The sequence below is a fragment of the Streptomyces sp. NPDC007907 genome (genome assembly GCF_042959365.1).
Classification (GTDB): domain Bacteria; phylum Actinomycetota; class Actinomycetes; order Streptomycetales; family Streptomycetaceae; genus Streptomyces; species Streptomyces indiaensis.
In genome coordinates this window covers 425,108-448,927 of the sequence record NZ_JBIBKR010000005.1, presented here as the reverse complement: position 1 = coordinate 448,927, position 23,820 = coordinate 425,108, and the positions used below count along the sequence as shown (strand labels likewise).

The window sequence follows — 23,820 nt, the reverse complement described above, 5'->3', positions numbered from 1 at the left end:
TGATGGCACAGCAGCAGCGCGCTCAGGGCCCGTCCGACCCCGAGGCGACTGGCGGCGGCATGTCGGAGGCGCCGGAGTCCTGGGGGAACGGCGGACTGGTCGGGGACGGCCGGTACCGGCTGACCCGCAGACTCGGCCGGGGCGGCATGGCCGAGGTGTTCGCAGCCGAGGACGTCCGTCTCGGACGCACCGTCGCGGTCAAGCTGCTCCGCTCCGACCTCGCCGAGGACCCCGTGTCCAAGGCGCGCTTCACGCGCGAGGCCCAGTCGGTGGCCGGCCTCAACCACCACGCGATCGTCGCCGTGTACGACTCCGGCGAGGACTTCGTCGGCGGCCAGTCCGTGCCGTACATCGTCATGGAGATCGTCGAGGGCCGCACCATCCGCGACCTCCTGCTGAACGCGGAGGCGCCCGGCCCCGAGCAGGCGCTGATCATCGTCTCCGGTGTTCTGGAGGCGCTCGCCTACTCGCACCAGCACGGCATCGTGCACCGCGACATCAAGCCCGCCAACGTCATCATCACGCACAACGGCGCCGTGAAGGTGATGGACTTCGGCATCGCCCGCGCCCTGCACGGCGCGTCCACGACGATGACGCAGACCGGCATGGTCATGGGCACCCCGCAGTACCTCTCCCCCGAGCAGGCCCTCGGCAAGGCCGTCGACCACCGCTCCGACCTGTACGCGACGGGCTGCCTGCTCTACGAACTCCTCGCGCTGCGCCCGCCGTTCACCGGCGAGACCCCGCTGTCGGTGGTCTACCAGCACGTCCAGGACATCCCTACGCCGCCGTCCGAGGCCTCCGACGCCTGCCCGCCGGAGCTGGACGGCCTGGTCATGCGCTCCCTCGCCAAGGAGCCCGACGACCGGTTCCAGACGGCGGAGGAGATGCGCGGGCTGGTCCAGTACGCGCTGCAGATGCTCTACGACCAGGGCGGCCACACCGGCACCTGGAACACCGGCCCGGTCGACATGCACGAGGGCCGCAACACCCCGTCGGGCGGCTTCGCCGGAGCGACGGCCGTGATGGGCCATCCCGGGGACGTCTCCGGTACCACGCAGATCCCCTCGCCGATCCTGCCCAGCGGCTACGGCGGCGGGGACGACGGCGGCTTCGAGGGCCAGGGCAACAAGGGCAGCGGCCGCGGCAAGCTGTGGATCCTCGCCGTGCTCGCGGTGATCGCCGTCGTCGCGGGTGTCGCGCTGGCGCTGCAGAACACCGGCGGCGACAAGGACGGCCCGAGCAAGGAGCAGAAGCCGACCACCTCGCAGACGACCGAGAAGAAGACGCCCAGCGAGACGCCGAGCGACGAGGACACCGGCCGGCCGACGGACACCACGACGGACGACGGCACCGGCACCGGCTCGGGCAGCGGCAACTGGACGCCGACCTACAAGCCGTCCGCCACGCCGTCGCAGAGCGCTCCCGCCTCGCCCACCGGCGAGCCGACGGGCGACCCGACGAGCGCGGAGCCGACCGGTGAGCCGACGGACGAGGAGCCCACCGATCCGGGCACCCCGACCGACGACACCGGCGGTACGGACGGCGGCGCCACGGAGGGCATCGTGGGCGGCGCGGGCGGCGGCGAAGGCTGACCCCACAGCTCAGCGGCATGATCCACGCGCGCGTGGGACCCGGGAACGGGGCCCACGCGCGCGTGCCGTTCGGGGTACGCCGAAAAGAGGACTCTTCCCGTGACCTGGGTCACCGGGTTAACGTGCGGTAGCTCCGGCCTCCTGCAAGGCTGTGACCAGGGCCCTTCCACGCCTTCCCGATTTACTTGGATATCCAAGCAAAATCGCAGGTCAGGTGGGGTTACACAGAAATGTGGCGCACTGGGTAACGTGCTTTCTGCAGGGCGCTCGCCGGGGCACCTGTCACGCCCGTTCCCGGCCGAGCGGCACCCACCCCGTGCCCCGTGGTCGAGAACAGGTGAGCCGCTCCCCCGAGCTCAAAAGAGCAAGGGGGGACCCCCAGGCCTACCGGCAACCCCGTGGCCCGGACCGACGGAGGAGCACACGTGACCGTGGAGAGCACTGCCGCGCGCACACCGCGACGCAGCGCCGGAAGCAAGGCCGGCACCACCGGCACCAAGCGCACCCGCACCACCGCCAAGAAGGACGCCGGCACCGAGCCCCAGCTCGTGCAGCTGCTGACGCCTGAGGGCAAGCGCGTCAAGAACGCCGAGTACGACAAGTACGTCGCCGGCATCACCCCGGAAGAGCTCCGCGGCCTCTACCGCGACATGGTGCTCACCCGCCGCTTCGACGCCGAGGCCACCTCCCTGCAGCGCCAGGGCGAGCTGGGCCTGTGGGCGTCGCTGCTCGGCCAGGAGGCCGCCCAGATCGGATCCGGCCGGGCCACCCGCGAGGACGACTACGTCTTCCCGACCTACCGCGAGCACGGCGTCGCCTGGTGCCGCGGGGTCGACCCGGCCAACCTGCTCGGGATGTTCCGCGGGGTGAACAACGGCGGCTGGGACCCCAACAGCAACAACTTCCAGCTGTACACGATCGTCATCGGCTCCCAGACGCTGCACGCCACCGGCTACGCGATGGGCGTCGCCAAGGACGGCGCCGACAGCGCGGTGATCGCGTACTTCGGCGACGGCGCCTCCAGCCAGGGTGACGTGGCCGAGTCCTTCACCTTCTCCGCGGTCTACAACGCCCCGGTCGTGTTCTTCTGCCAGAACAACCAGTGGGCCATCTCCGAGCCCACCGAGAAGCAGTCCCGCGTGCCGATCTACCAGCGCGCCCAGGGCTTCGGCTTCCCGGGCGTGCGGGTCGACGGCAACGACGTGCTCGGCGTCCTCGCGGTCACCCGGTGGGCCCTGGAGCGGGCCCGCAGCGGCGAGGGCCCGACCCTCGTCGAGGCGTTCACCTACCGCATGGGCGCCCACACCACCTCCGACGACCCGACCCGCTACCGGGGCGACGAGGAGCGCCAGGCCTGGGAGGCCAAGGACCCGATCCTGCGCCTGCGCCGCTATCTGGAGGCCTCACACCACGCGGACGAGGGATTCTTCGCGGAACTGGAGACCGAGTCCGAGGCGTTGGGCAGACGAGTGCGCGAGGCGGTCCGTGCCATGCCGGATCCGGACCACTTCGCGATCTTCGAGAACGCCTACGCGGACGGGCACGCGCTCGTCGACGAGGAGCGCGCCCAGTTCGCCGCGTACCAGGCGTCGTTCGCCGATGAGGGGGGTAACTGAGATGGCCGACAAGATGGCACTCGCGAAGGCGATCAACGAGTCGCTGCGCCGCGCCCTGGAATCCGACCCCAAGGTCCTGATCATGGGTGAGGACGTCGGCAAGCTCGGCGGCGTCTTCCGCGTGACGGACGGGCTGCAGAAGGACTTCGGCGAGAGCCGCGTCATCGACACCCCGCTCGCCGAGTCGGGCATCGTCGGCACGGCGATCGGCCTGGCCCTGCGCGGCTACCGCCCGGTGGTGGAGATCCAGTTCGACGGCTTCGTCTTCCCCGCGTACGACCAGATCGTCACGCAGCTCGCGAAGATGCACGCCCGCTCGCTGGGCAAGGTCAAGCTCCCGGTCGTCGTCCGCATCCCCTACGGCGGCGGCATCGGCGCGGTGGAGCACCACTCCGAGTCGCCCGAGGCGCTCTTCGCGCACGTCGCCGGTCTGAAGATCGTCAGCCCGTCGAACGCGTCGGACGCGTACTGGATGATGCAGCAGGCCATCCAGAGCGACGACCCGGTGATCTTCTTCGAGCCCAAGCGCCGCTACTGGGACAAGGGCGAGGTCAACACGGAGGCGATCCCGGGCCCGCTGCACAAGGCCCAGGTGGTCCGCGAGGGCACCGATCTCACCCTGGCCGCCTACGGCCCGATGGTGAAGCTCTGCCAGGAGGTCGCCGACGCGGCCGCCGAGGAGGGCAAGAGCCTGGAGGTCCTGGACCTGCGCTCGGTCTCCCCGCTCGACTTCGACTCGATCCAGGCGTCGGTGGAGAAGACCCGCCGTCTGGTCGTGGTCCACGAGGCCCCGGTGTTCTTCGGCTCCGGCGCGGAGATCGCCGCGCGGATCACGGAGCGCTGCTTCTACCACCTGGAGGCCCCGGTGCTCCGGGTCGGCGGCTACCACGCGCCGTACCCGCCGGCCCGCCTGGAGGAGGAGTACCTGCCGAACCTGGACCGGGTACTGGACGCCGTCGACCGCTCGCTGGCGTACTGAGGAGAGGGTCGTGACGACGATGACGGAAGCGTCCGTGCGCGAGTTCAAGATGCCCGACGTGGGCGAGGGACTCACCGAGGCCGAGATCCTCAAGTGGTACGTCCAGCCCGGCGACACGGTCACCGACGGGCAGGTGGTCTGCGAGGTCGAGACGGCGAAGGCGGCCGTGGAGCTGCCCATCCCCTACGACGGCGTGGTCCGGGACCTGCACTTCCCGGAGGGCACCACGGTCGACGTGGGCACGGCGATCATCGCGGTGGACGTCGGCGGCGGCAGTGCCGCGCCCGCGCCCGCCGCCGAGCAGCCCACCGCCGCGCAGCCGGAGGCAGCCGCGCCCGCCGAGGAGCCGAAGGCCGCGGCTCCGGGTCGCCAGCCGGTTCTGGTGGGCTACGGGGTGGCGACCTCGTCCACCCGCCGCCGCCCCCGCAAGGGCCCCGAGGTCCCGGTCCAGCAGGCCTCGACCGCGATCCAGACGGAGCTGAACGGCCACGCGCCGACGGCCCCGGCGGCGAGCGCCCCGGCCCCGGCGGCTCCGGCTGCCCCGGCCGGCGGGGAGCGCCCGCTGGCCAAGCCGCCCGTCCGCAAGCTCGCCAAGGACCTGGGCGTCGACCTGACGACGGTCGTCCCGACGGGCCCGGACGGCATCATCACCCGCGAGGACGTGCACGCCGCGGTCGCCGCGGCCGTACCGGCGGCGCCCGAGCCGCAGGTCGCGCCCGCCCCGGCCGCCGCTGCCCCGGCCGCGGTGTCGTACGACACCGCGCGGGAGACCCGCATCCCGGTCAAGGGTGTGCGCAAGGCGACGGCGGCGGCGATGGTCGGCTCGGCGTTCACCGCGCCGCACGTCACCGAGTTCGTGACGGTCGACGTCACGCGCACGATGAAGCTGGTCGAGGAGCTGAAGGCCGACAAGGAGTTCGCCGGCCTGCGGGTGAACCCCCTGCTGCTGATCGCCAAGGCGTTGCTGGTCGCCATCAAGCGCAACCCGGACGTCAACGCGTCCTGGGACGAGGCCGCCCAGGAGATCGTGGTCAAGCACTACGTGAACCTGGGCATCGCGGCCGCGACCCCGCGCGGTCTGATCGTGCCGAACATCAAGGACGCGCACGCGAAGACGCTGCCGCAGCTGGCCGAGTCGCTGGGCGAGCTGGTGTCGACGGCCCGGGACGGCAAGACGTCTCCGGCGGCGATGCAGGGCGGCACGGTGACGATCACCAACGTCGGCGTCTTCGGCGTCGACACGGGCACGCCGATCCTCAACCCGGGCGAGTCCGCGATCCTGGCGGTCGGTGCGATCAAGCTTCAGCCGTGGGTCCACAAGGGCAAGGTGAAGCCCCGTCAGGTCACCACCCTGGCCCTGTCCTTCGACCACCGTCTGGTCGACGGCGAGCTGGGCTCGAAGGTGCTGGCCGACGTGGCGGCGATCCTGGAGCAGCCGAAGCGCCTGATCACCTGGGCGTGAGCCGACTGCGGCGGCCCCCTGCCCACCCGGGCGGGGGGCCGCCGGCGCTTTCCGGAGGCCGGCCGGGGGGCCGGCGGGCACGGCAGAGCACAGGAAGCGCGTCGGACCCGCCCGAGCGGGACGCACACGGCCGAGGGGGCCCCGCCGCGGTGTGCGACAGGGCCCCCTCGGCGTGGTCCCTACTGGGTGAAGCCGTAGTTGAGCAGCTTCGTGGCGTCCGCCTTGCGGGCGTCCAGGCCGGTCGAGGCGAGGACGGTGCCGATGACGGTCTTGCCGCTGCGGGTGGCGGCGAAGACCAGGCAGTACTTCGCCTCCGGGCCGGAACCGGTCTTCACGCCGATCGCGCCGGAGTAGCTGCCGAGCAGCGGGTTGGTGTTCTCCCACGGCGCCATCGTCCGCGTGCCGCCGGACTTGGTGGTCGTCTTCGCCGTGTACTTCTTGGTCTTGACGACCGTGCGGAACGTGGAGTTCTTCATCGCCGCGCTGGCGAGCTTGGTCAGGTCGCGCGGCGTGGAGTAGTTGGCGCCGTGGCCGATGCCGTCGAACGAGTCGAAGTGGGTGTTCTTCAGGCCCAGGTTCTTGGCGGTGGTGTTCATCTTGCCGATGAACGACTTCACGCGCGCCGAACGGGTCGAGCCCGAACCGAACTTGTCGGCGAGCGCGTACGCCGCGTCGCAGCCGGACGGCAGCATCAGCCCGTACAGCAGCTGGCGGACGGTGACCTTGTCGCCGACGATCAGCTTCGCGTTGGACGCGTAGTTGTTGTCGACGATGTAGTCGCTGTACGCCTTCTGGATCGTGACCTTGCTGTCCATGTTCAGGTTCGACTGCTTCAGCACCACCAGGGCGGTCATGATCTTGGTGGTCGAGCCCGTCGAGCGCCGGGTGTCGGCCGCCTTGGTGTACAGCGACTTGCCGGTCGCGTTGTTCATCACGTAGCCGCCCTTGGCGGCGATGGAGGGCGCCGAGGCGGCCTGCGCCGGCGCGACGGTGAGGGCACCGGTCGCGAGCATGGCGCCGGTGGTCACGGCGACGGCCGCGGCTCTGCGGAGACGGGTGCCCTTAATGCCGGTTATCAAGTCAAGTACCCCGATTGCGTCGAATGCCCCAACGATGCGGCCGAGTTGAGGACGAGGGGAAGCAGGCCGCATGTGTCTGACTCGTAACTAGCACACGTGGTTGTGCTGTTGCCGAGGGGGACCCCCGCTTTGCCACGGATGTGTGACATACAAGTCCGCATACTGGACGTATCTCTTCATGCGTACCTGTTGTATCTATGCTGTCCGCATGACCCTGGCCGTGAAGCAACCGCCCGCCGCCGACCGTGTCTACACCCACGTCAAACAGGGCGTCCTGGAGCGCCGCTACGAAGGCGGCACCCTCCTCACCGAGGGCGAGCTCGCCGAGGCCGTCGGAGTGTCGCGCACACCGGTCCGCGAGGCGCTGCTCCGGCTGGAGGCCGAGGGGCTCATCCGGCTCTACCCGAAGAAGGGCGCCCTCGTCCTGCCCGTCTCCGCGCAGGAGATCGCCGACGTCGTCGAGACGCGGCTGCTCGTCGAGGAGCACGCGGCGCGCAAGGCCGTGCCCGCGCCGGCCGGGCTCATCGAGCGCCTGGAGGAGCTGCTGGCCCGGCAGAAGAAGCAGGCCGCCGCCGGGGACCTCGCCGGGGCCGCCGTCACCGACCGCTGCTTCCACGCCGAGATCGTCCGCAGCGGCGGCAACGAGATCCTCTCCCGCCTCTACGACCAGCTGCGCGACCGCCAGCTGCGCATGGGCGTCGCCGTCATGCACTCCCACCCCGACCGCATCGCCAAGACCCTCGCCGAGCACGAGGAGATCCTCGACGCGCTGCGCTCCGGTGACGCGGAGACGGCCGTCGGCCTCGTCCACCGCCACATCGGCTGGTTCTCTCACCTGGCCCGGGGGGAGGTTCGATGAGCGCCGTCTCGATACCCGGCGACCCGCCGGGCGGCCGCCGCGCCCTGGCCGTGTGGGGCACGGGCGTCTCGGTCTACTTCGTCGCGGTCATCTTCCGCACGTCCCTGGGCGTGGCCGGCCTCGACGCCGCCGACCGCTTCCACGTCAACGCCTCGGCCCTGTCCACCTTCTCCATCCTCCAGCTGCTGGTCTACGCGGGCATGCAGATCCCCGTCGGCCTGCTGGTCGACCGGCTCGGCACCAAGAAGGTGCTGACGCTCGGCGCGGTGCTGTTCACCGCCGGGCAGCTGGGCTTCGCCTTCTCCCCGTCGTACGGCATGGCGCTCGCCTCCCGGGCGCTGCTGGGCTGCGGTGACGCGCTGACGTTCATCAGCGTGCTGCGCCTGGGCAGCCGCTGGTTCCCGGCGCGGCGCGGGCCGCTGGTCGCCCAGTTCGCGGGACTGATCGGCATGGCGGGCAACCTCGTCTCCACGCTCGTCCTGGCCCGGCTGCTGCACGGCGTCGGCTGGACGGCGGCGTTCGCGGGCAGCGCGGCGGCCGGGGCCGTGGTGCTGGTCCTGGTGCTGCTGTTCCTCAAGGACCACCCGGAGGGCCACGAGCCGGAGCCCCTGCCGCACCAGGGCGCGGCCTATGTACGGCGGCAGATCGCAGCCTCCTGGCGGGAGCCCGGGACCCGGCTGGGCCTCTGGGTGCACTTCACCACCCAGTTCCCGGCGATGGTGTTCCTGCTGCTGTGGGGCCTGCCGTTCCTCGTCGAGGCGCAGGGGCTGTCCCGGGCGGTCGCCGGTGAACTCCTCACCCTCGTCGTCCTGTCGAACATGGTGGTCGGCCTGGTCTACGGCCAGATCGTCGCCCGGCACCACGGGGCCCGGCTGCCGCTCGCGCTCGGCACGGTCGGCACGACGGCCGCCCTGTGGGCGGCGACGCTCGCCTACCCGGGCCCGCACGCCCCGATGTGGCTGCTGATCGTGCTGTGCACGGTGCTCGGGGCGTGCGGGCCGGCGTCGATGATCGGCTTCGACTTCGCCCGCCCGGCCAACCCGCCCGAGCGGCAGGGCACCGCCTCCGGCATCACCAACATGGGCGGCTTCATCGCCTCCATGACGACGCTGTTCGCGATCGGCGTGCTCCTGGACGCCACCGGCGACGACTGGTCCCTGGCCTTCTCGGCGGTGTTCGTGCTCCAGGCGCTCGGGGTCTCCCAGATCCTGCGGCTGCGCAAGCGGGCGCAGCGGCGGGAGCGGGAGCGGCTGGTGGCCAGCCGGGTGGAGACGGTGCACGTGCCGGCATGACGTCCGTCAGGCGGTCGGTACGAGGGTGAGGTACGCGAGGCCGAGGACGCCGCGGTAGGTGAGCCACCGGGCGCGGTGCCGGTCGACGCGCTGCCGGGTCTCCTCCGCCAGGGGGTGACAGGGGTGCTCGGCGAGCCATACCTCGGTGTCCGCGAGGTACCCCGACTCGAACGCCTCCCATTCGTCGAGGCTCGCGGTCTCGGTCCACTCGGGCCGGAAACCGGCGTCGACGGTCATCCCGATGAGCGTCGCGAGGTCGGGGTGGTCGGTGACGGCCGCGTCCGGCCACATGCGGGTCAGTTCGCCGGGGGCCGGGGTGCGTTCCCAGAAGCCCTCGCCGAGCAGGACGCGGCCGTGGGCGGTGACGAGACGGCGGAGCTCGGCCAGGGCGTCGGGGAGCCGGTCGCCGAGGGCCTGGCTCGATCCCACACACAGGACGAGGTCGGCGGGGCCGTGGGTGGTGCCGGTGGCGGACTCCTCCAGGAACCGGGCCCGGGACGCGAGGCCGCGGTCCGCGGCGGCCGTGCGTCCTCGCGCCAGGTCGTCGGTGTCCAGGTCGATGCCGGTGCCGGTCGCCTCCGGGGTGGCGGCCAGGACGCGGAGCATCAGTTCGCCCGAGCCGCAGCCGATGTCCAGGACCGTGGTGGGGTGGTGGCGGGTGAGGCGCTGCACGAGGGCGTCGGCGCGGGGTGCGGAGAGGGGGCCGTGGAAGGTGAGGCGGGTGCGGCGGGGTGGGGTCATGCGGGGGGACGCTACGGGGGTTTGTCGGGCTGCGGCACGGGGTTTTTCGGTGCCGGCGTTCGTGCTGGGGGCGGTGGGTCCGCACACCGGCGGAGCGGGGTGCCTCCCGCAAGCTCTCGGCTTCGCTCGAGCAGGGGGGACCCCCATGCCCACCCGTGCCGCCCCCAGCGGCACGCATGCCCGCAGCTCGGGCGGTATGCATGCCCGCAGGGGGCGCCTGCCCGCAGCCGAGCGGCATGCGTCGCCGCGGCCGGGGGCGTCCCTACTGCGTCACCGTGAAGTTGCGCAGGATCGCCGCCGTCAGTTCCGGGTCGCCCTCTGTTTTCAGCCTGTCGGAGACCGACTCCGGCGTCACGCGGCCGCAGGCCAGGCGGACGTACGTCTCCCAGTCGAGGGTGAGGGTGGCGGCGGGGCCGAGGGCCGGGGCCGTTTCCAGGGTGCCGCGGCCCTGGATGTCGACGCGGATCGTGCGCAGGAACTCCACGGGCCCGTGCACGTCGAGGACGATCGCCGAGCTGCGTGGTGCCTGCGCCTTCTCGGCGACCACGCGCGGAAGTTCACCGAGGAGCACGTCACGGGCGATCAGCGCGCCGGGGGAGTCGAGGTTGCCGGGCCGGCCGAGGGCCGTACGCAGGTCCTGCTCGTGCACCCACACGTCGAACGCGTGCCGCCGCATGGACTCCTCCAGGGTGAGCTCGCTGCCGAGCGGCCCCCGCACCTTCGTGCCCGGGTCGCGCGACTCGTTCCGCAGCTGCCGGTTGCGGCGGATGATCACGTACTCCAGCTCGGAGGTCATCTCCGGCGCCGTGTGGTGGCGGCGGACGTCGACCTGCATCTCCATGTAGCGCTGGTGCTCGTTGGTCACGTGGAAGAGGTCGCGCGGCAGGCTGTGGATGGGGCGCGGGTCGCCGAGCATCTCGCAGTCCAGCCCGATCACGTGGGAGACCACGTCCCGCACCGACCAGCCGGGGCATGGCGTCCGCCGGTTCCACTCGGCCTCCGCGAGCGGCTGGAGCAGCTCGGATATCGCTTCGACGGAGTGGGTCCAGGCATCGGCGTAGGGCTGGAGGGTGGGATGCAGACTCACGGAACGGGACCCCTCGGCGGTTCGGTCACGGGCAGGTGGTGGCGGCGTTGCCAGTGGGAGGTGGCGGCTGTCGGCGGGCGTCTTGCGAGCTAAGTTACGCTGCTGTGAGGCACCCCGGCAGTGCTTTCGTGTGACGATCGTAGGCCCGTGTGGACGGCTCGAATGCCAGGACGGTGGTAGTGTGCGCGCCTCTGTGATCCAGATCGCCGTTAACGAGGACGAATCGGTCGAAGCGCGCCGTCGGCGCGTGGCGGCGCTGGTCCGGGAGCAGGCCGGAGCCGATCTCGTCGTCCTGCCGGAGCTGTGGACCACGGGTGCCTTCGCCTACGAGGAGTTCGGGCGCGAGGCCGAGCCGCTCGAAGGGCCGACGTACGAGGCGATGGCGAAGGCCGCGAGCGACGCGGGCGTGTGGCTGCACGCCGGCTCCGTCCCGGAGCGGGACCCCGACGGACCGCTCTACAACACCTCCCTGGTCTTCTCCCCCGCCGGCGACCTGGCCGCCGCCTACCGCAAGATCCACCGCTTCGGCTTCGACAAGGGCGAGGCCGTGCTGATGGGGGCGGGCAGCGAGCTGGTGACGGTGCGTCTGCCGGAGACGACCCTGGGCCTGTCCACCTGCTACGACCTCCGCTTCCCCGAGCTCTTCCGCGGTCTGGTCGACGCCGGTGCCGAGACGCTCGTGGTGTCGGCGGGCTGGCCGGAGCGCCGCCGCTCCCACTGGACGCTGCTGGCCCAGGCGCGGGCCGTGGAGAACCAGTCGTTCCTCCTCGCCTGCGCAACGGCCGGGACGCACGCCGGAGTTCCCCAGGCCGGTCACTCGATCGTGGTCGACCCGTGGGGCGAGGTGCTGGCACAGGCCGGTGCCGGCGAGGAGGTCCTCACGGTGGAGTTCGACCCGGGGAAGGTGGCGGCGACCCGGGAGCAGTTCCCGGCGCTGAAGGACCGGATGCTGGGACTCCAGCCGCCGCGCAGGCCCTGACCGGCGCTCTCAGTCCTCCCGTTCCTTCTCCGCGAGGTGGATGACACACACGGCCACCGCGATCAGCAGGGCCGGGTCGGCGTCCTCGCGGACGACGTCCACGCCGTAGGTGTCCCGTACGGTCAGCCACCGCCGGGAGATCACCGCCAGCAGCTCCCCGTCGTACTCGACGGCGAACTCCCGGTCGAGGATCTTGCCGCTGACGTCCAGCTCGTTGCCGTCGGCCAGGGACACCCGGTAGTGGTTGCGCAGCAGGGACAGCCGTTTCCTGCGAATGGTCGCCAGCGGCTCCCCGCCGCGCTGGAGCACCATGGTGTCGCGCAGGGCGAGCATCTTCTGGTGGAGGTCGACGAGGACGCGCCCCTGGGTGTCCTTCAACTCCCAGGTGTCCCGCAGCCGCAGGGCCTTGCCGTCGACGAGGAACACCTTGCTGCCGTGGTCGTCCTCGATCCAGTAGTCGTCACCGAAGCCGAGGAGCCGGTCGTACACGAGGAATCTCATGAGACCAGGGCTTCCCCGCGGCCGCTCCCGAAACGCCGCCGATAGGCCGACGGGCTGAGGACGGCCGCCCATCGCAGCCGACGCCCACCCCGGCCGGAGGCCGGCGCACCCGGCGGACGGCGGCGAGGGCGCGAGTGCGCCGCCCGCCCCGCGGGTGTGCCGCCTCTTCGTGACAGTCGTCCGAGAGCCTGACGCGTCAGACCCCGTAGCCGTCGCTGTAGCCGTCGCGGCGGGGGTGGACCGCCGGGTCTTCGACGACGCCGGGCGTCGTCGGGGGCACCACCACGCGCCGGCGCCTGGCGATGCTGCTGAACGTGGTGACGCCGATCAGTCCGACGATCATCAGAATGATGCCGACCAGGTCGAGGTTGACCCCCTGCATGTCCCAGTCGGTCGCGAACGTGAGGATGGCTCCCACGGCGATGAGGATGATGCATCCGCCGAGGCCCATGTGTGTCGCCTCCCTGTACGGTCCGGTCGTTCCGGTCCCGGAACACCGGGTACCCCCGAGGCGAACACCCATGCGGTGACGGCTCGTTCTACCTCTCCAGGAACGCCGTCAGCGCGTTGGCGAGCAGGAACGGGTCGTCGGCACCGCACAGTTCGCGGACACTGTGCATCGACAGGATGGCCACGCCGATGTCGACGGTCCGGATGCCGTGCCGGGCGGCGGTGATCGGACCGATCGTGGTGCCGCAGGGCATGGAGTTGTTGGAGACGAAGGACTGGAAGGGCACGTCGGCCGCCTCGCAGGCCGCCGTGAACTCCGCGCGGCCCGAACCGTCCGTGGCGTAGCGGTTGTTGACGTTGACCTTGAGGATCGGGCCGCCGTTGACGCGCGGGTGGTGCGTCGGGTCGTGCCGCTCCGCGTAGTTGGGGTGAACCGCGTGGCCCGTGTCGGAGGACAGACAGACCGTGCCGGCGAAGGCGCGGGCCCGGTCCTCGTAGGAGCCGCCGCGGGCGAACACCGAGCGTTCCAGCACGTTGCCGAGCAGCGGCCCGTCCGCGCCGGTGTCCGACTGCGAGCCGTTCTCCTCGTGGTCGAAGGCGGCCAGGACCGGGATGGACGCCGGCTGCGCCGAGGACGAGGCGACGGCCGCGAGGGCGGCGGTGCCGGCGTGCACCGACAGGAGGTTGTCCATGCGCGGGCCGGCCAGCAGCTCCCGGTCGCGGCCCAGGTAGGCGGGCGGTTCCACGGAGTGCGTCATCAGGTCCCAGCCGGTGACCTCGCCCGCCGGGATGCCGGCCGTCTCCTCCAGGAAGGCGATCAGATCGCCGTCGCGCACGTCGCGGCCGAGGCCCCACACCGGCTGCATGTGCCGCTGCTTGTCGAGCTTGAGACCGTCGGCGGTGACCGAGCGGTCCAGGTGGATGGCGAGCTGCGGGACGCGCAGCAGCGGCCGGTCCACGTTCACCAGGCGCGTCGAGCCGTCGCGCAGGGTCAGCCGGCCGGCGATGCCGAGGTCGCGGTCGAGCCAGGAGTTGAGCAGCGGTCCGCCATAGATCTCCACGGCCACCTGGCGCCAGCCGTGCGCCCCGCTGTCGGGGAGCGGCTTGACGCGCAGGTTGGGGGAGTCGGTGTGGGCGCCGACGATCCGGAACGGCGTGTGGGGCGCGGCGCCCTCCGGCACGTACCAGGCGACGATCGCGCCGCCGCGCAGGACGTACTTGCCGCCGCTCGTCCCGTCCCAGGCGTCCGTCTCGGCGACCTGCCTGAAGCCCGCCTTCTCCAGCCGCTCGGCGGCCGTGGCCACGGCGTGGTACGGCGAAGGGCTCGCCGCCAGGAAGGTCATGAGGTCGTCGGTGTGGCCGCGGTCGAAGCGGGCTCGTTCGGTCATGGGTTCACTTTAACGACGGACGAGGGCCCGTTCCCCGGGTAAGGGAACGGGCCCTCGCACAGAGGACGTGAAGGATCAGAACGCGGCCTCGTCCAGCTCCATCAGGTCCAGCTCGACGCCCTCGGCGACCTTGCGGGCCAGAGTGACGCCCGGCAGGACGTTGGCGGCGAAGAACTTCGCGGCGGCGATCTTGCCGGTGTAGAAGGCCTTTTCCTTGGCGGTGGCCGTCTGCAGCTTCTCGGCGGCGACCGCGGCACCCCTGAGCAGGAGGTAGCCGACGACGACGTCACCGGAGGCCATCAGCAGGCGGGTGCTGTTGAGGCCCACCTTGTAGATGTTCTTGACGTCCTGCTCGGTGGCGGCGAGGTCGGTGAGCATCAGGCCGACGATGGCCTCCAGCTCGACGGCGGCCTTCGCGAGGTGCTCGCGGGCACCGGCCAGCTCCTCGCCGCCCGTGCCGAGGGCGAGGAACTTCTTGATGTCCTCGGCGAGGGAGTTCAGCGCGGCGCCCTGGTTGCGGACGATCTTCCGGAAGAAGAAGTCCTGGCCCTGGATGGCCGTGGTGCCCTCGTAGAGGGTGTCGATCTTGGAGTCCCGGATGTACTGCTCGATCGGGTACTCCTGGAGGAAGCCGGAGCCGCCGAAGGTCTGCAGCGACTGGGCGAGCTGCTCGTAGCCCTTCTCGGAGCCGTAGCCCTTGACGATGGGCAGGAGCAGGTCGTTCAGGGCCTCCAGGGCGGAGACGTCCTCGCCGGCGGCCTCCTTGACCTGGATCTCGTCCTGGATGGAGGCCGTGTGGAGCACCAGGGCGCGCATGCCCTCCGCGTACGCCTTCTGCGTCATGAGCGAGCGGCGCACGTCCGGGTGGTGCGTGATGGTGACCTTGGGCGCGGTCTTGTCCATGAAGTTCGCCAGGTCGGGGCCCTGGACGCGCTCCTTGGCGTACTCCAGGGCGTTGAGGTAGCCCGTGGAGAGCGTGGAGATCGCCTTCGTGCCGACCATCATGCGGGCGAACTCGATGATGCGGAACATCTGGCGGATGCCGTCGTGCTTGTCGCCGATCAGCCAGCCCTTGGCGGGGTGCTGGTCGCCGAAGGTCATCTCGCAGGTGTTGGAGGCCTTCAGGCCCATCTTGTGCTCGACGTTGGTGGCGTAGACGCCGTTGCGCTCGCCCAGCTCGCCGGTCTCGAAGTCGAAGAGGTACTTCGGGACGAGGAAGAGGGACAGGCCCTTGGTGCCGGGGCCGGCGCCCTCGGGGCGGGCGAGCACGTAGTGGAGGATGTTCTCCGACATGTCGTGCTCACCGGAGGTGATGAAGCGCTTCACGCCCTCGATGTGCCAGGAGCCGTCCTCCTGCTGCACGGCCTTGGTGCGGCCGGCGCCCACGTCGGAGCCCGCGTCGGGCTCGGTGAGGACCATCGTGGAGCCCCACTGCTTCTCCGTGGCGACCTTGGCTATGTGCTTCTGGACCTCGTTGCCCTCCTCGAAGAGGATGCCGGCGAAGGCCGGGCCCGAGGAGTACATCCACACGGCCGGGTTGGCGCCCAGGATCAGCTCGGCGTAGGCCCAGATCAGGGAGCGGGGCGAGGTGGTGCCGCCGATCTCCTCGGGCAGGCCGAGGCGCCAGTACTCGGAGTCCATGAAGGCCTGGTAGCTCTTCTTGAAGGAGGCGGGGACCGGTGCGGTGTTGGTCTCCGGGTCGAAGACCGGCGGGTTGCGGTCGGCGTCGATGAAGGACTCGGCCAGCTCGTTCTCCGCGAGACGGGTCAGCTCCTCCAGGATGCTCTTCGCGGTCTCGACGTCCATCTCCTCGAACGGACCGGTGCCGTACACCTTGTCCCGCCCGAGTACCTCGAAGAGGTTGAACTCGATGTCGCGGAGATTCGACTTGTAGTGCCCCATGGCGACGGCTCCCGGCTCCGTAGAGAGATCGGCGAGGCACTGGATCCTCGCGCTAGTTCACGTACCAACAAGTAGCTACGATGATGCTACCCGTCGGTAATAAGAAGCAACCCCGATCCCGTCATCTGTGACAGGTCACACCGGAACGGTCAGTTCCGCGGCGCGGCCGTCCCTGCGGTCGTCCGGACCGGACGTACCGGCCCGAGCGCCCGTCCGCTCTCGGTACGCTTGCGCTCATGTACGGCTACGACCAGACAGCGGGCCCGCAAGGGCAGTACGCCCCTCCGCAGCAGCCGATGTCCGGCGGGTACGGGCAGCAGCCGCCGCTGTACCCCGAGCCGTCCCCGCCCTCCCTCACGGACGCGGTGCGCGCCTTCACCACCGGGCAGATGGCCGCCGAGGACTTCCAGCAGGTCTTCGCCACGTCGAAGGTCTACTGCCCGCGCGGCGACAACCCCGGGTTCCTCGCCCTGCACAACACCCAGCAGCCGGTGATCCCGATGTTCAGCACGCTCAAGGAGCTGCGCCGGTACGCGGGCAAGGAGTCCAAGTACTTCGTGATCACCGGCGCCGAGGTCCTGGACCTGCTGCCGACCGGCTACGGCTTCGTCCTCGACATGGAGGGCGAGCACCGCATGGTGTTCGACGCCAAGGCCGTGGAGCAGATGGTCGAGTTCGCCATGCGCCGCATGTACGGCTGACGCCCTTGCCGCGCGGACGGCGGCAGAGGCCCGTCCGTGCTCACTTCGGCAGGCGCAGCGCCAGGCCGTCCAGGACGACCTCCAGGCCGTAGGCGAACTTGTCGTCGCGCAGCTTCGCCGGGTCGCCGGCCTGCGCGCTGGTCTCCGGCTCGGCTGCCGCCAGGTGGTCGTAGCCGGCCGAGGCCTGCCGGGCCGCGGGCAGCAGCCGGGCCACGAACTCCGACTCGCTCTCGCCGGAGCGGGCGACCGTGGTGAGCCAGGCGGCCTCCGTGGTGCTCATGCCGATGACGTACGAGAAGACGGCGTCGATCGCCCGGTTCGGCTCGGGGAATCCCGCGGCGGTGAACAGGGCCGCCAGCCGCTCCGAGAAGTTCATGTAGTTCGGCCCGAGGTAGGCGAGCCCGGCCTGCCCCAGGACCAGCGTCAGCCATGGGTGCCGCAGCGCCGTCGTGCGGAAGGACCCGGCCGCCTCGGTCACCGCCGCGCGCCAGTCGGGGCCGCCGGCCGGCGGGACGTGGATCTCGGCGGCGACCTCGTCCACCGCGAGCTCCATCAGCTCGTCCTTCGTCGCCACGTGCCGGTACAGCGAGGTCGCGCCCGCGTTCAGGCGTGCGCCGAGCTTGCGCATGGAGAGCGCCTCGACGCCGTCCGCGTCGAGCATCGCGATCGCCTCGCGGACGATCGCGTCCCGGCTGAGCGCGGGCTGGTCGGTGCGGCGCTGCTCGCGGGTCCATACGGACGGGATCGGGTTCGTGTCCTTCGTCCTGCTCATCGGAGTCCCTCCTGGTGAACCTCTGCGTGCGAACAGCGTGCGCAAGCAGCGTACAGAACTCAAGGGTTGCGCACACTGTTCCGCGCTGCATACAGTGTGCGCATCGAAGGAACGGTGTTCGCACGAACGGTGTTTCGCAGGAGGGGAAGAGGAAATGGACGCTCGCAATCCACGGCGCTGGTGGATCCTGATCGTGCTGTGCCTCAGCACGTTGGTCCTGGTCGTCGACAACATGGCGCTGACGGTCGCGGTGCCCGCTCTGACCGAGGACCTCGGCGCGAGTGCCCAGGCCATGCAGTGGATCCTCGACTCCTACACCCTGGTCTTCGCCGGGCTGCTGCTGACCTCCGGCAGTCTGGGCGACCGGTTCGGGCGCCGGAGGGTGATGCTCATCGGGCTGCTGCTGTTCGGGGCGGCTTCACTGGGGGCGGTGTTCAGCTCCACTCCCGGTGAGCTGATCGCGGTGCGGATCGCGATGGGCGTCGGCGGGGCGCTGATCATGCCGTCGACCCTGTCGATACTGATCACCGTCTTCGACGAGGCCGAGCGTCCCAGGGCGATGGCCGCGTGGGGTTCGGTGTCGATGCTCGGGCTGGTCGGCAGCCCGGTGCTGGGCGGTGTCCTGATCGACCACTTCGCCTGGCAGGCGATCTTCCTGATCAACGTGCCGATCGTCGCTCTCGCGCTGCTGGCCGGTGTGCTGCTGATGCCGGAGTCCAGGGCGCCGTGGCAGAAGCCTGACCCGCTGGGCGCGGTGCTGTCGGCGGTGGGCATGACGGCCCTGGTGTGGTGGATCATCGAGATCCCGCAGCACGGTGCGTTCGAAGGCCGCTCCCTCGTCGTCCTGGCCGTCGCGGTCCTCGCCCTGGCCGGCTTCGTGACCTGGCAGAACGTGACCCCCGCGCCGATGGTCCCGCTGGTCCTGTTCAAGCACCGCAACTTCAGCGGCGGTTCGCTCTCCCTGGCGCTCGTCCAGATCGGCAACGCCGGCCTGCTGCTGGTGCTGACCCAGTACCTCCAGTTCGTGCTCGGCTGGTCCGCCGTCAAGGCCGGACTCGCCTTCCTGCCGCTGGCCGTCGCCGCGCTGGCCGGCAACACGGCCGGGGCGCAGCTCGCCGTGAGGTTCGGCAACCGGTTCGTCATCCTCGGCGGGATGCTGCTGATGGTCGCCTCCTTCGGGCTGCTGACCACGCTCACCGCCGACAGCGGGTTCACGGTCCCCGCGGTGGCGCTGGGGATCCTGGGCCTGGGTGCGGGTCTGGCGATGCCGGCCGCGGTGGCCGCGCTGATGAGCACCATCCCGGAGGACAAGGCGGGCGTCGGCTCCGCCCTCAACGACACCATCCAGCAGTCCGGCACCGCCCTCGGCATCGCGATCCTCGGCTCCCTGCTCACCTCCGGCTACACCGACGAGATGCCGGCCGGAGCACCCGAGCAGGCCCGGGAGTCCATCGGCGGGGCGCTGACGGTGGCGGGCGGTGACGCGGGTCTGGTCCGGGCGGCCCGGGAGGCCTTCACCGACTCGATGTCGACGACCTTCACGATCAGCGCGCTCGGGGTCCTGGCCGCGGCGGTCGTGGCCACGCTGGTCATGCGGGACCGCAAGACGCCCGCTCGGGCCGACGCCGCGAGCGCGGAGCGCGAGCTGGTCGCCTGACGCGAAAACCGGACGGCCGTCACCCCGCAGCGGGGTGACGGCCTTTCGTCGTGCCGGACTCCCGTGGTTCGCTGCGCCGTCCCCCGGGTCGGGAATGCGCTCCCGGTTTTCTCTGTTGGGGGTGGCAGGAAGTTCAACGCTCAACTAAACTGGGCGTACACGAGGAGGAACCGACATGCCTGCAGTGACCGTCGAGAACCCGTTGACGCTGCCCCGCGTGACCGCGCCCGCCGACGCCGTGGCACGTCCCGTGCTCGCCGTCACGACCGCTCCGAGCGGTTTCGAGGGTGAGGGCTTCCCGGTGCGCCGGGCATTCGCGGGGATCAACTACCGCCACCTCGACCCGTTCATCATGATGGACCAGATGGGCGAGGTGGAATACGCGCCGGGCGAGCCCAAGGGCACGCCGTGGCACCCGCACCGCGGCTTCGAGACCGTCACCTACATCATCGACGGCATCTTCGACCACCAGGACTCCAACGGCGGTGGCGGCACCATCACCAACGGGGACACCCAGTGGATGACCGCGGGCTCGGGCCTGCTGCACATCGAGGCCCCACCCGAGCACCTCGTCGTCTCCGGCGGGCTCTTCCACGGCCTGCAGCTGTGGGTGAACCTCCCGGCCAAGGACAAGATGATGGCCCCGCGCTACCAGGACATCCGCGGCGGCACGGTCCAGCTCCTCAGCACCCCCGACGGCGGCGCGCTGCTGCGGGTCATCGCCGGTGAGCTGGACGGGCACGCGGGCCCCGGCATCACGCACACCCCGATCACGATGGTCCACGCGACCATCGCGCCGGGGGCGGAGGTCACGCTGCCGTGGCGCGAGGACTTCAACGGGCTGGCGTACGTCCTGGCGGGCAAGGGCTCGGTCGGTGCCGAGCGGCGCCCGATCCACATGGGCCAGACGGCCGTTTTCGGCGCCGGCTCCTCGCTGACCGTCCGCGCGGACGAGAAGCAGGACGCGCACACGCCCGACCTGGAGGTCGTCCTGCTCGGCGGACAGCCCATCCGTGAGCCCATGGCCCACTACGGCCCGTTCGTCATGAACACCAAGGACGAGCTCATGCAGGCCTTCGAGGACTTCCAGAAGGGTCGCCTGGGCACGGTCCCGGCGGTGCACGGCATGACCGCGGGCGGCCCGCAGGACTGACGCAGCCGGTAGCGCGGAAGGCCGGCGGTGGGATTCCCACCGCCGGCCTTCCTGCACGGGGCGGCTGACGCCCCGTCACCCGGGCGGGCCTCCCTGACGGGACGGCCCGCCCGGGGCGTGGTCGGGTGGGCATGTGCAGGCCTCCACCCCGCTGCTCCCCGAAGCCGTCCGGCGTTTCGCCGCCTGGTGCGCCGTGCTGTTGCTCGGCGCCGGCGTCGTCTACGTCGGGATCCGGCTGGTCGCGGAGTTCCGGACCGCCGTCGTGCCCGTGCTGCTCGCGCTGCTCGGGACGGCGCTGCTCGGGCCGCTGCACCGGCGGCTGGTGAAGGCCGGGGTGCACCGGTCGGCCGCCGCCGGGCTCACCTGCGTCGCGGTGGTCGCCGTGGTCGGCGGAGCCGTGTACATCGTGGTCGCCGCGCTCATCGACACCGGCGACGAGATCGTCGCCTCGCTCAAGGAGGCCGCCCGGGGCGTCTCCGAGCACTTCGGGGCGGCCGGCACCTCGCTGGACGACCTCGCCTCCAACGCCCGCGAGCTGCTGGGCAAGTTCGGCGGCACGGCTGCCTCCGGGGTGATCAGCGGCGTCAGCGTGGTCGGCGAGTCCATCGCCATGGCCGTCCTCGCGCTGCTGCTCGTCTTCTTCTTCCTCCGCGACTCCGACAAGGCCGCCGGGACGCTGCGCTCCCTGTCACCCCGCGGTTCGGCCGACACCCTGGAGGCCATGGCGCGCCGGGCCCTGCGTGCCGTCGAGGGGTTCATGCGCGGCACCACCTTCATCGCCCTCATCGACGCGCTCTGCATCACCGTCGGGCTGCTCGTCCTGGACGTGCCCGGTGCGGCGGGGCTGGGCGCGCTGGTCTTCGTCGGCGCCTACATCCCCTATCTCGGCGCGTTCATCTCCGGAGCCCTGGCCGTGCTGGTCGCGCTCGCCGACCGGGGGTTCGTCATCGCGCTGTGGGTGCTCGGAGTAGTCCTCGCCGTGCAGGTGCTGGAGGGACACGTGCTCCAGCCGATGATCCAGAGCCGGACCGTGCAGATGCACCCGGCGCTGGTGATGGTGACGATCACGGCCGGGGCGTCCGTCGCCGGGGTCCTCGGCATGCTGCTCGCCGTCCCGCTCACCGCCGCCGCGTTCGGCATCGTCCAGGAACTGCGCACCCGCTACGGCGACCAGGAGCCGTCGTCGGCACAGGAACCGTGACCGGTCCCGGCTGTCAGGAGCGTCGTCGGCATGGGAACCGTGACCGGTCCCGGCTGCCGGGAGCCACCGCTGACTCGTGCGTCGTGAGCGCTACAGCGACCAGGACCCGTCGCCCGAGCCGTCCATGGACTCGTGGAGCTCGAACCAGATGCTCTTGCCCTCGCCGCGCGGCTCCACCCCCCAGGCGTGTGCCAGCAGTTCGATCAGCACCAGGCCACGGCCGGAGGACGCCAGCTCCCCGGGCCTGCGCCGGTGCGGCAGGTCGTCACCGGCGTCCGTGACCTCGATCCGCAGCCGCCGCCCGCCCACCTCACCCGTCATCTCGGCGACCAGCAGCGCGTCGGAATCGGTGTGCACGAGGACGTTCGTCAGCAGCTCGGACAGCAGCAGCACCGCCGAGTCGACCTGGTCGCGCGAGGCCCAGTCGTGCAGCAGCTCGCGCAGCTGCTGCCGGGCGACCGCGACCCGCTCGGGCTCGGCCTGCGCCACGGTCAGCACCGAGCGCCGCACCGGAGGCCGCACGATCATCGCGTCACCGCAGCCGCAGCCCCCGCCCTCCCGGCACAGCAGCAGCATCGCGATGTCGTCCTCACGGCGGTCCGCCAGCGGGCCGGTGGTGTGGTGCGAGGACGGCCCGTGCACCGCCTGCACCAGGGTGTCGGCGAGTTCCTCCAGATCGCCCTTGTGCTCCTCCAGGATCACGCGCAACCGCCGCCAGCCGGTCTCCAGGTCGTGGCCGCCGGTTTCGAGCAGGCCGTCCGTGCAGATGAGCATGGTCTCGCCGGGCTCCAGGGTGAGCCGGGTGGTGGGGTAGTCGGCGTCCGGGTCGATGCCCAGGGGCAGACCGCCCGACGTCGGCCGGGTCAGCACCGTGCCGTCGGCCATCCGGATCGCCGGGTCCGGATGCCCCGCACGGGCGATGTCCAGCACCCCCGACGCCGGGTCGACCTCGACGTACACACAGGTCGCGAAACGCGGGTCGGTCGGGTCCTCGTCGCTGATGCCGTGCAGGAAGCGGGAGGCGCGCGACAGCACCGCGTCCGGGCGGTGTCCCTCCGAGGCGTAGGCCCGCAGGGCGATCCGCAGCTGGCCCATCAGCCCCGCCGCCCGTACGTCATGGCCCTGCACGTCACCGATGACCAGCGCGAACCGTCCGCTGGGCAGTGGGATCACGTCGTACCAGTCACCGCCGACCTGGAGTCCGCCGCCGGTCGGGACGTAACGGGCCGCGACGCTCATGCCGGGGATGCGCTGCGGGCCCAGCCTCGGCAGCATCGTGCGCTGGAGCCCGTCGGTCAGTGCCCGCTCGCTCTCGGCCACACCCGCCCGCGTCAGGGCCTGAGCCAGCATCCGCGCCACCGTCGCCAGCACCGACCGCTCGTCCGGGGTGAACGCCACCGGGTAGGTGAACGCCGCCATCCACGCGCCCATCGTCCGCCCGGCCACCGTCAGCGGCAGGAACGCCCAGGAACGGCGGCCGAAGCGCTCGGCGAGCGGCCAGGTCAGCGGATAGCGGGCCTTGTACTGCTCGGCCGACGACAGGTAGACGGCCCGGCCGGTCCGCACCACCTCGGCAGCCGGGTAGTCCGTGTCCAGCGGCATGTCCGAGAAAGGACTCTCGGTGCCCCGCTGCTGCCCGTGATGGCCGATGATCGTCAGACGGTCGCCCGACACCCCGAACACCGCGAGACCGTCCGGCGAGAAGCCGGGCATCGACAGATTCGCGGTGACCCGCAGAACCTCCTGGGTGGAGCGGGCCTCGGCCAGGGCCCGGCCCGCGTCCAGCAGGAACGCCTCCCGGGAGCGCCGCCAGTCCCCGGTCACCGCGCTGCGCCCGGCCGGGGTGCCCGGCGTCGGCTCGGTGACCTCCTGGAGCGTGCCGATCAGCCGGTACGCCTTGCGGGCCCGGTCGAAGGACGGTTTGGAGCGGCTGCGGACGATGCGGACGACCCGGCCCAGCTCGTCCATGATCCGGACGCGGACCTCGGCCAGGGTGCCCTCGGCCACCGCCAGCTGGACCACGCCGGTGATCTCGTTCCAGTCGACCGGGTGCAGCCGGGCCCGGGCCTGGGCCTCCGTGAGGCTGACCTGCTCGGCGGGCAGCCCGAGCAACCGGGCGGCCTCGGCGTCGACCGTGACCAGCCCGGTGGCGGTGTCCCAATGCCACAGGCCGGTCGCGAGGGCGGCAAGGGCCTCCCCCACGGCGGGCAGAGGCTCGCCAGTGCGCATTGCCCTACTTTAAGAAGACGCGCTCGAACGCTGCCACCCATAGCGGACAGGCGCCCGAGCGGCGGTGATCGCGTACTCGATCCATAACGGTGGAGAGCCGATCTTCGCCTGCCCGGTACGCTGGGGAGGCGTTTCACGTGAAACACAGACCCCGATCAGCGAAGACTGGATGAACGA

General features: G+C 71.2%; 20 protein-coding genes. 11 read left to right on the top strand and 9 right to left on the bottom strand.

The features are described 5' to 3' along the window. Positions 1 to 2 precede the first annotated feature (2 nt). From ACFZDI_RS22790 to ACFZDI_RS22775, 4 genes are all read left to right on the top strand, one after another. Entirely contained in the window at positions 3 to 1,595 is a 1,593-nt protein-coding gene (locus ACFZDI_RS22790; protein ID WP_391252802.1) for a protein kinase, read from the top strand. Between the two features lie 425 nt (positions 1,596 to 2,020). Beyond that, positions 2,021 to 3,211, top strand: coding sequence for a pyruvate dehydrogenase (acetyl-transferring) E1 component subunit alpha (gene pdhA / locus ACFZDI_RS22785; protein ID WP_391252800.1), 1,191 nt, complete (start codon positions 2,021 to 2,023; stop codon positions 3,209 to 3,211). Between the two features lies 1 nt (position 3,212). Further along, on the top strand, positions 3,213 to 4,190 hold the full coding sequence (locus ACFZDI_RS22780; protein ID WP_234847374.1) for an alpha-ketoacid dehydrogenase subunit beta: 978 nt from the start codon (positions 3,213 to 3,215) through the stop codon (positions 4,188 to 4,190). A gap of 10 nt (positions 4,191 to 4,200) precedes the next feature. Next, the gene (locus ACFZDI_RS22775; RefSeq protein ID WP_391252798.1) at positions 4,201 to 5,652 is read left to right on the top strand and encodes a 2-oxo acid dehydrogenase subunit E2; all 1,452 of its coding nucleotides are present in this window, start codon (positions 4,201 to 4,203) and stop codon (positions 5,650 to 5,652) included. Positions 5,653 to 5,831: 179 nt separating this feature from the next. On the opposite strand, the gene ACFZDI_RS22770 is transcribed toward ACFZDI_RS22775, so the two are convergent. After that, on the bottom strand, positions 5,832 to 6,731 hold the full coding sequence (locus tag ACFZDI_RS22770; protein ID WP_234847373.1) for a D-alanyl-D-alanine carboxypeptidase family protein: 900 nt from the start codon (positions 6,729 to 6,731) through the stop codon (positions 5,832 to 5,834). 208 nt (positions 6,732 to 6,939) lie between these two features. Here ACFZDI_RS22770 and ACFZDI_RS22765 point away from each other — a divergent pair, with 208 nt between their 5' ends. After that, on the top strand, positions 6,940 to 7,590 hold the full coding sequence (locus ACFZDI_RS22765) for an FCD domain-containing protein (RefSeq protein ID WP_391252795.1): 651 nt from the start codon (positions 6,940 to 6,942) through the stop codon (positions 7,588 to 7,590). Further along, the gene (locus tag ACFZDI_RS22760) at positions 7,587 to 8,882 is read left to right on the top strand and encodes a nitrate/nitrite transporter (protein WP_234847371.1); all 1,296 of its coding nucleotides are present in this window, start codon (positions 7,587 to 7,589) and stop codon (positions 8,880 to 8,882) included. Before ACFZDI_RS22765 ends, ACFZDI_RS22760 begins: the two co-directional genes overlap by 4 nt. A 6-nt stretch (positions 8,883 to 8,888) precedes the next feature. On the opposite strand, the gene ACFZDI_RS22755 is transcribed toward ACFZDI_RS22760, so the two are convergent. Beyond that, on the bottom strand, positions 8,889 to 9,623 hold the full coding sequence (locus ACFZDI_RS22755) for a methyltransferase (RefSeq protein WP_391252793.1): 735 nt from the start codon (positions 9,621 to 9,623) through the stop codon (positions 8,889 to 8,891). Between the two features lie 262 nt (positions 9,624 to 9,885). Beyond that, entirely contained in the window at positions 9,886 to 10,710 is an 825-nt protein-coding gene (locus ACFZDI_RS22750) for a maleylpyruvate isomerase family mycothiol-dependent enzyme (RefSeq protein ID WP_234849905.1), read from the bottom strand. Positions 10,711 to 10,891: 181 nt separating this feature from the next. Between ACFZDI_RS22750 and ACFZDI_RS22745 the strand changes: the two genes are divergently transcribed. Beyond that, the gene (locus tag ACFZDI_RS22745; protein WP_391252791.1) at positions 10,892 to 11,689 is read left to right on the top strand and encodes a nitrilase-related carbon-nitrogen hydrolase; all 798 of its coding nucleotides are present in this window, start codon (positions 10,892 to 10,894) and stop codon (positions 11,687 to 11,689) included. A 9-nt stretch (positions 11,690 to 11,698) separates the two neighbouring features. Here ACFZDI_RS22745 and ACFZDI_RS22740 read toward each other — a convergent pair whose 3' ends face one another. From ACFZDI_RS22740 to ACFZDI_RS22725, 4 genes are all read right to left on the bottom strand, one after another. Next, a complete protein-coding gene (locus tag ACFZDI_RS22740) occupies positions 11,699 to 12,190 on the bottom strand; it encodes an LURP-one-related/scramblase family protein (RefSeq protein WP_234849903.1) in 492 nt (163 codons plus the stop codon). 196 nt (positions 12,191 to 12,386) lie between these two features. Then, positions 12,387 to 12,641: a DUF6458 family protein gene (locus ACFZDI_RS22735; RefSeq protein WP_190900965.1), complete on the bottom strand. Its 255-nt coding sequence runs from the start codon at positions 12,639 to 12,641 to the stop codon at positions 12,387 to 12,389. A gap of 88 nt (positions 12,642 to 12,729) precedes the next feature. Further along, positions 12,730 to 14,028: a M18 family aminopeptidase gene (locus ACFZDI_RS22730; protein ID WP_234849902.1), complete on the bottom strand. Its 1,299-nt coding sequence runs from the start codon at positions 14,026 to 14,028 to the stop codon at positions 12,730 to 12,732. Positions 14,029 to 14,103: 75 nt separating this feature from the next. After that, positions 14,104 to 15,930 (bottom strand): acyl-CoA dehydrogenase C-terminal domain-containing protein, encoded by a 1,827-nt coding sequence (locus ACFZDI_RS22725; RefSeq protein WP_391252788.1) that lies wholly within the window; start codon positions 15,928 to 15,930, stop codon positions 14,104 to 14,106. A gap of 236 nt (positions 15,931 to 16,166) precedes the next feature. Between ACFZDI_RS22725 and ACFZDI_RS22720 the strand changes: the two genes are divergently transcribed. Then, positions 16,167 to 16,631, top strand: coding sequence for an SseB family protein (locus tag ACFZDI_RS22720; protein WP_030846788.1), 465 nt, complete (start codon positions 16,167 to 16,169; stop codon positions 16,629 to 16,631). Positions 16,632 to 16,671: 40 nt separating this feature from the next. On the opposite strand, the gene ACFZDI_RS22715 is transcribed toward ACFZDI_RS22720, so the two are convergent. Continuing rightward, entirely contained in the window at positions 16,672 to 17,403 is a 732-nt protein-coding gene (locus ACFZDI_RS22715) for a TetR/AcrR family transcriptional regulator C-terminal domain-containing protein (RefSeq protein WP_391252786.1), read from the bottom strand. Between the two features lie 154 nt (positions 17,404 to 17,557). On the opposite strand from ACFZDI_RS22715, the gene ACFZDI_RS22710 reads away from it, so the two are divergent. From ACFZDI_RS22710 to ACFZDI_RS22700, 3 genes are all read left to right on the top strand, one after another. Beyond that, positions 17,558 to 19,060 (top strand): MFS transporter, encoded by a 1,503-nt coding sequence (locus ACFZDI_RS22710; RefSeq protein WP_391252784.1) that lies wholly within the window; start codon positions 17,558 to 17,560, stop codon positions 19,058 to 19,060. 175 nt (positions 19,061 to 19,235) lie between these two features. Continuing rightward, entirely contained in the window at positions 19,236 to 20,213 is a 978-nt protein-coding gene (locus tag ACFZDI_RS22705; RefSeq protein ID WP_391252782.1) for a pirin family protein, read from the top strand. A gap of 133 nt (positions 20,214 to 20,346) precedes the next feature. After that, entirely contained in the window at positions 20,347 to 21,414 is a 1,068-nt protein-coding gene (locus ACFZDI_RS22700; protein ID WP_391252780.1) for an AI-2E family transporter, read from the top strand. A gap of 90 nt (positions 21,415 to 21,504) precedes the next feature. On the opposite strand, the gene ACFZDI_RS22695 is transcribed toward ACFZDI_RS22700, so the two are convergent. Next, the gene (locus tag ACFZDI_RS22695; RefSeq protein WP_234849896.1) at positions 21,505 to 23,643 is read right to left on the bottom strand and encodes a SpoIIE family protein phosphatase; all 2,139 of its coding nucleotides are present in this window, start codon (positions 23,641 to 23,643) and stop codon (positions 21,505 to 21,507) included. Positions 23,644 to 23,820: the final 177 nt, after the last annotated feature.

Bases quoted from the DNA above. Each gene is read 5' to 3' on its own strand.
- ACFZDI_RS22790 (WP_391252802.1), top strand. From the start codon at position 3: ATGGCACAGCAGCAGCGCGCTCAGGGCCCGTCCGACCCCGAGGCGACT.
- ACFZDI_RS22780 (WP_234847374.1), top strand. From the start codon at position 3,213: ATGGCCGACAAGATGGCACTCGCGAAGGCGATCAACGAGTCGCTGCGC.
- ACFZDI_RS22765 (WP_391252795.1), top strand. From the start codon at position 6,940: ATGACCCTGGCCGTGAAGCAACCGCCCGCCGCCGACCGTGTCTACACC.
- ACFZDI_RS22760 (WP_234847371.1), top strand. From the start codon at position 7,587: ATGAGCGCCGTCTCGATACCCGGCGACCCGCCGGGCGGCCGCCGCGCC.
- ACFZDI_RS22755 (WP_391252793.1), bottom strand. From the start codon at position 9,623: ATGACCCCACCCCGCCGCACCCGCCTCACCTTCCACGGCCCCCTCTCC.
- ACFZDI_RS22740 (WP_234849903.1), bottom strand. From the start codon at position 12,190: ATGAGATTCCTCGTGTACGACCGGCTCCTCGGCTTCGGTGACGACTAC.
- ACFZDI_RS22735 (WP_190900965.1), bottom strand. From the start codon at position 12,641: ATGGGCCTCGGCGGATGCATCATCCTCATCGCCGTGGGAGCCATCCTC.
- ACFZDI_RS22730 (WP_234849902.1), bottom strand. From the start codon at position 14,028: ATGACCGAACGAGCCCGCTTCGACCGCGGCCACACCGACGACCTCATG.
- ACFZDI_RS22725 (WP_391252788.1), bottom strand. From the start codon at position 15,930: ATGGGGCACTACAAGTCGAATCTCCGCGACATCGAGTTCAACCTCTTC.
- ACFZDI_RS22720 (WP_030846788.1), top strand. From the start codon at position 16,167: ATGTACGGCTACGACCAGACAGCGGGCCCGCAAGGGCAGTACGCCCCT.
- ACFZDI_RS22715 (WP_391252786.1), bottom strand. From the start codon at position 17,403: ATGAGCAGGACGAAGGACACGAACCCGATCCCGTCCGTATGGACCCGC.
- ACFZDI_RS22710 (WP_391252784.1), top strand. From the start codon at position 17,558: ATGGACGCTCGCAATCCACGGCGCTGGTGGATCCTGATCGTGCTGTGC.
- ACFZDI_RS22705 (WP_391252782.1), top strand. From the start codon at position 19,236: ATGCCTGCAGTGACCGTCGAGAACCCGTTGACGCTGCCCCGCGTGACC.
- ACFZDI_RS22695 (WP_234849896.1), bottom strand. From the start codon at position 23,643: ATGCGCACTGGCGAGCCTCTGCCCGCCGTGGGGGAGGCCCTTGCCGCC.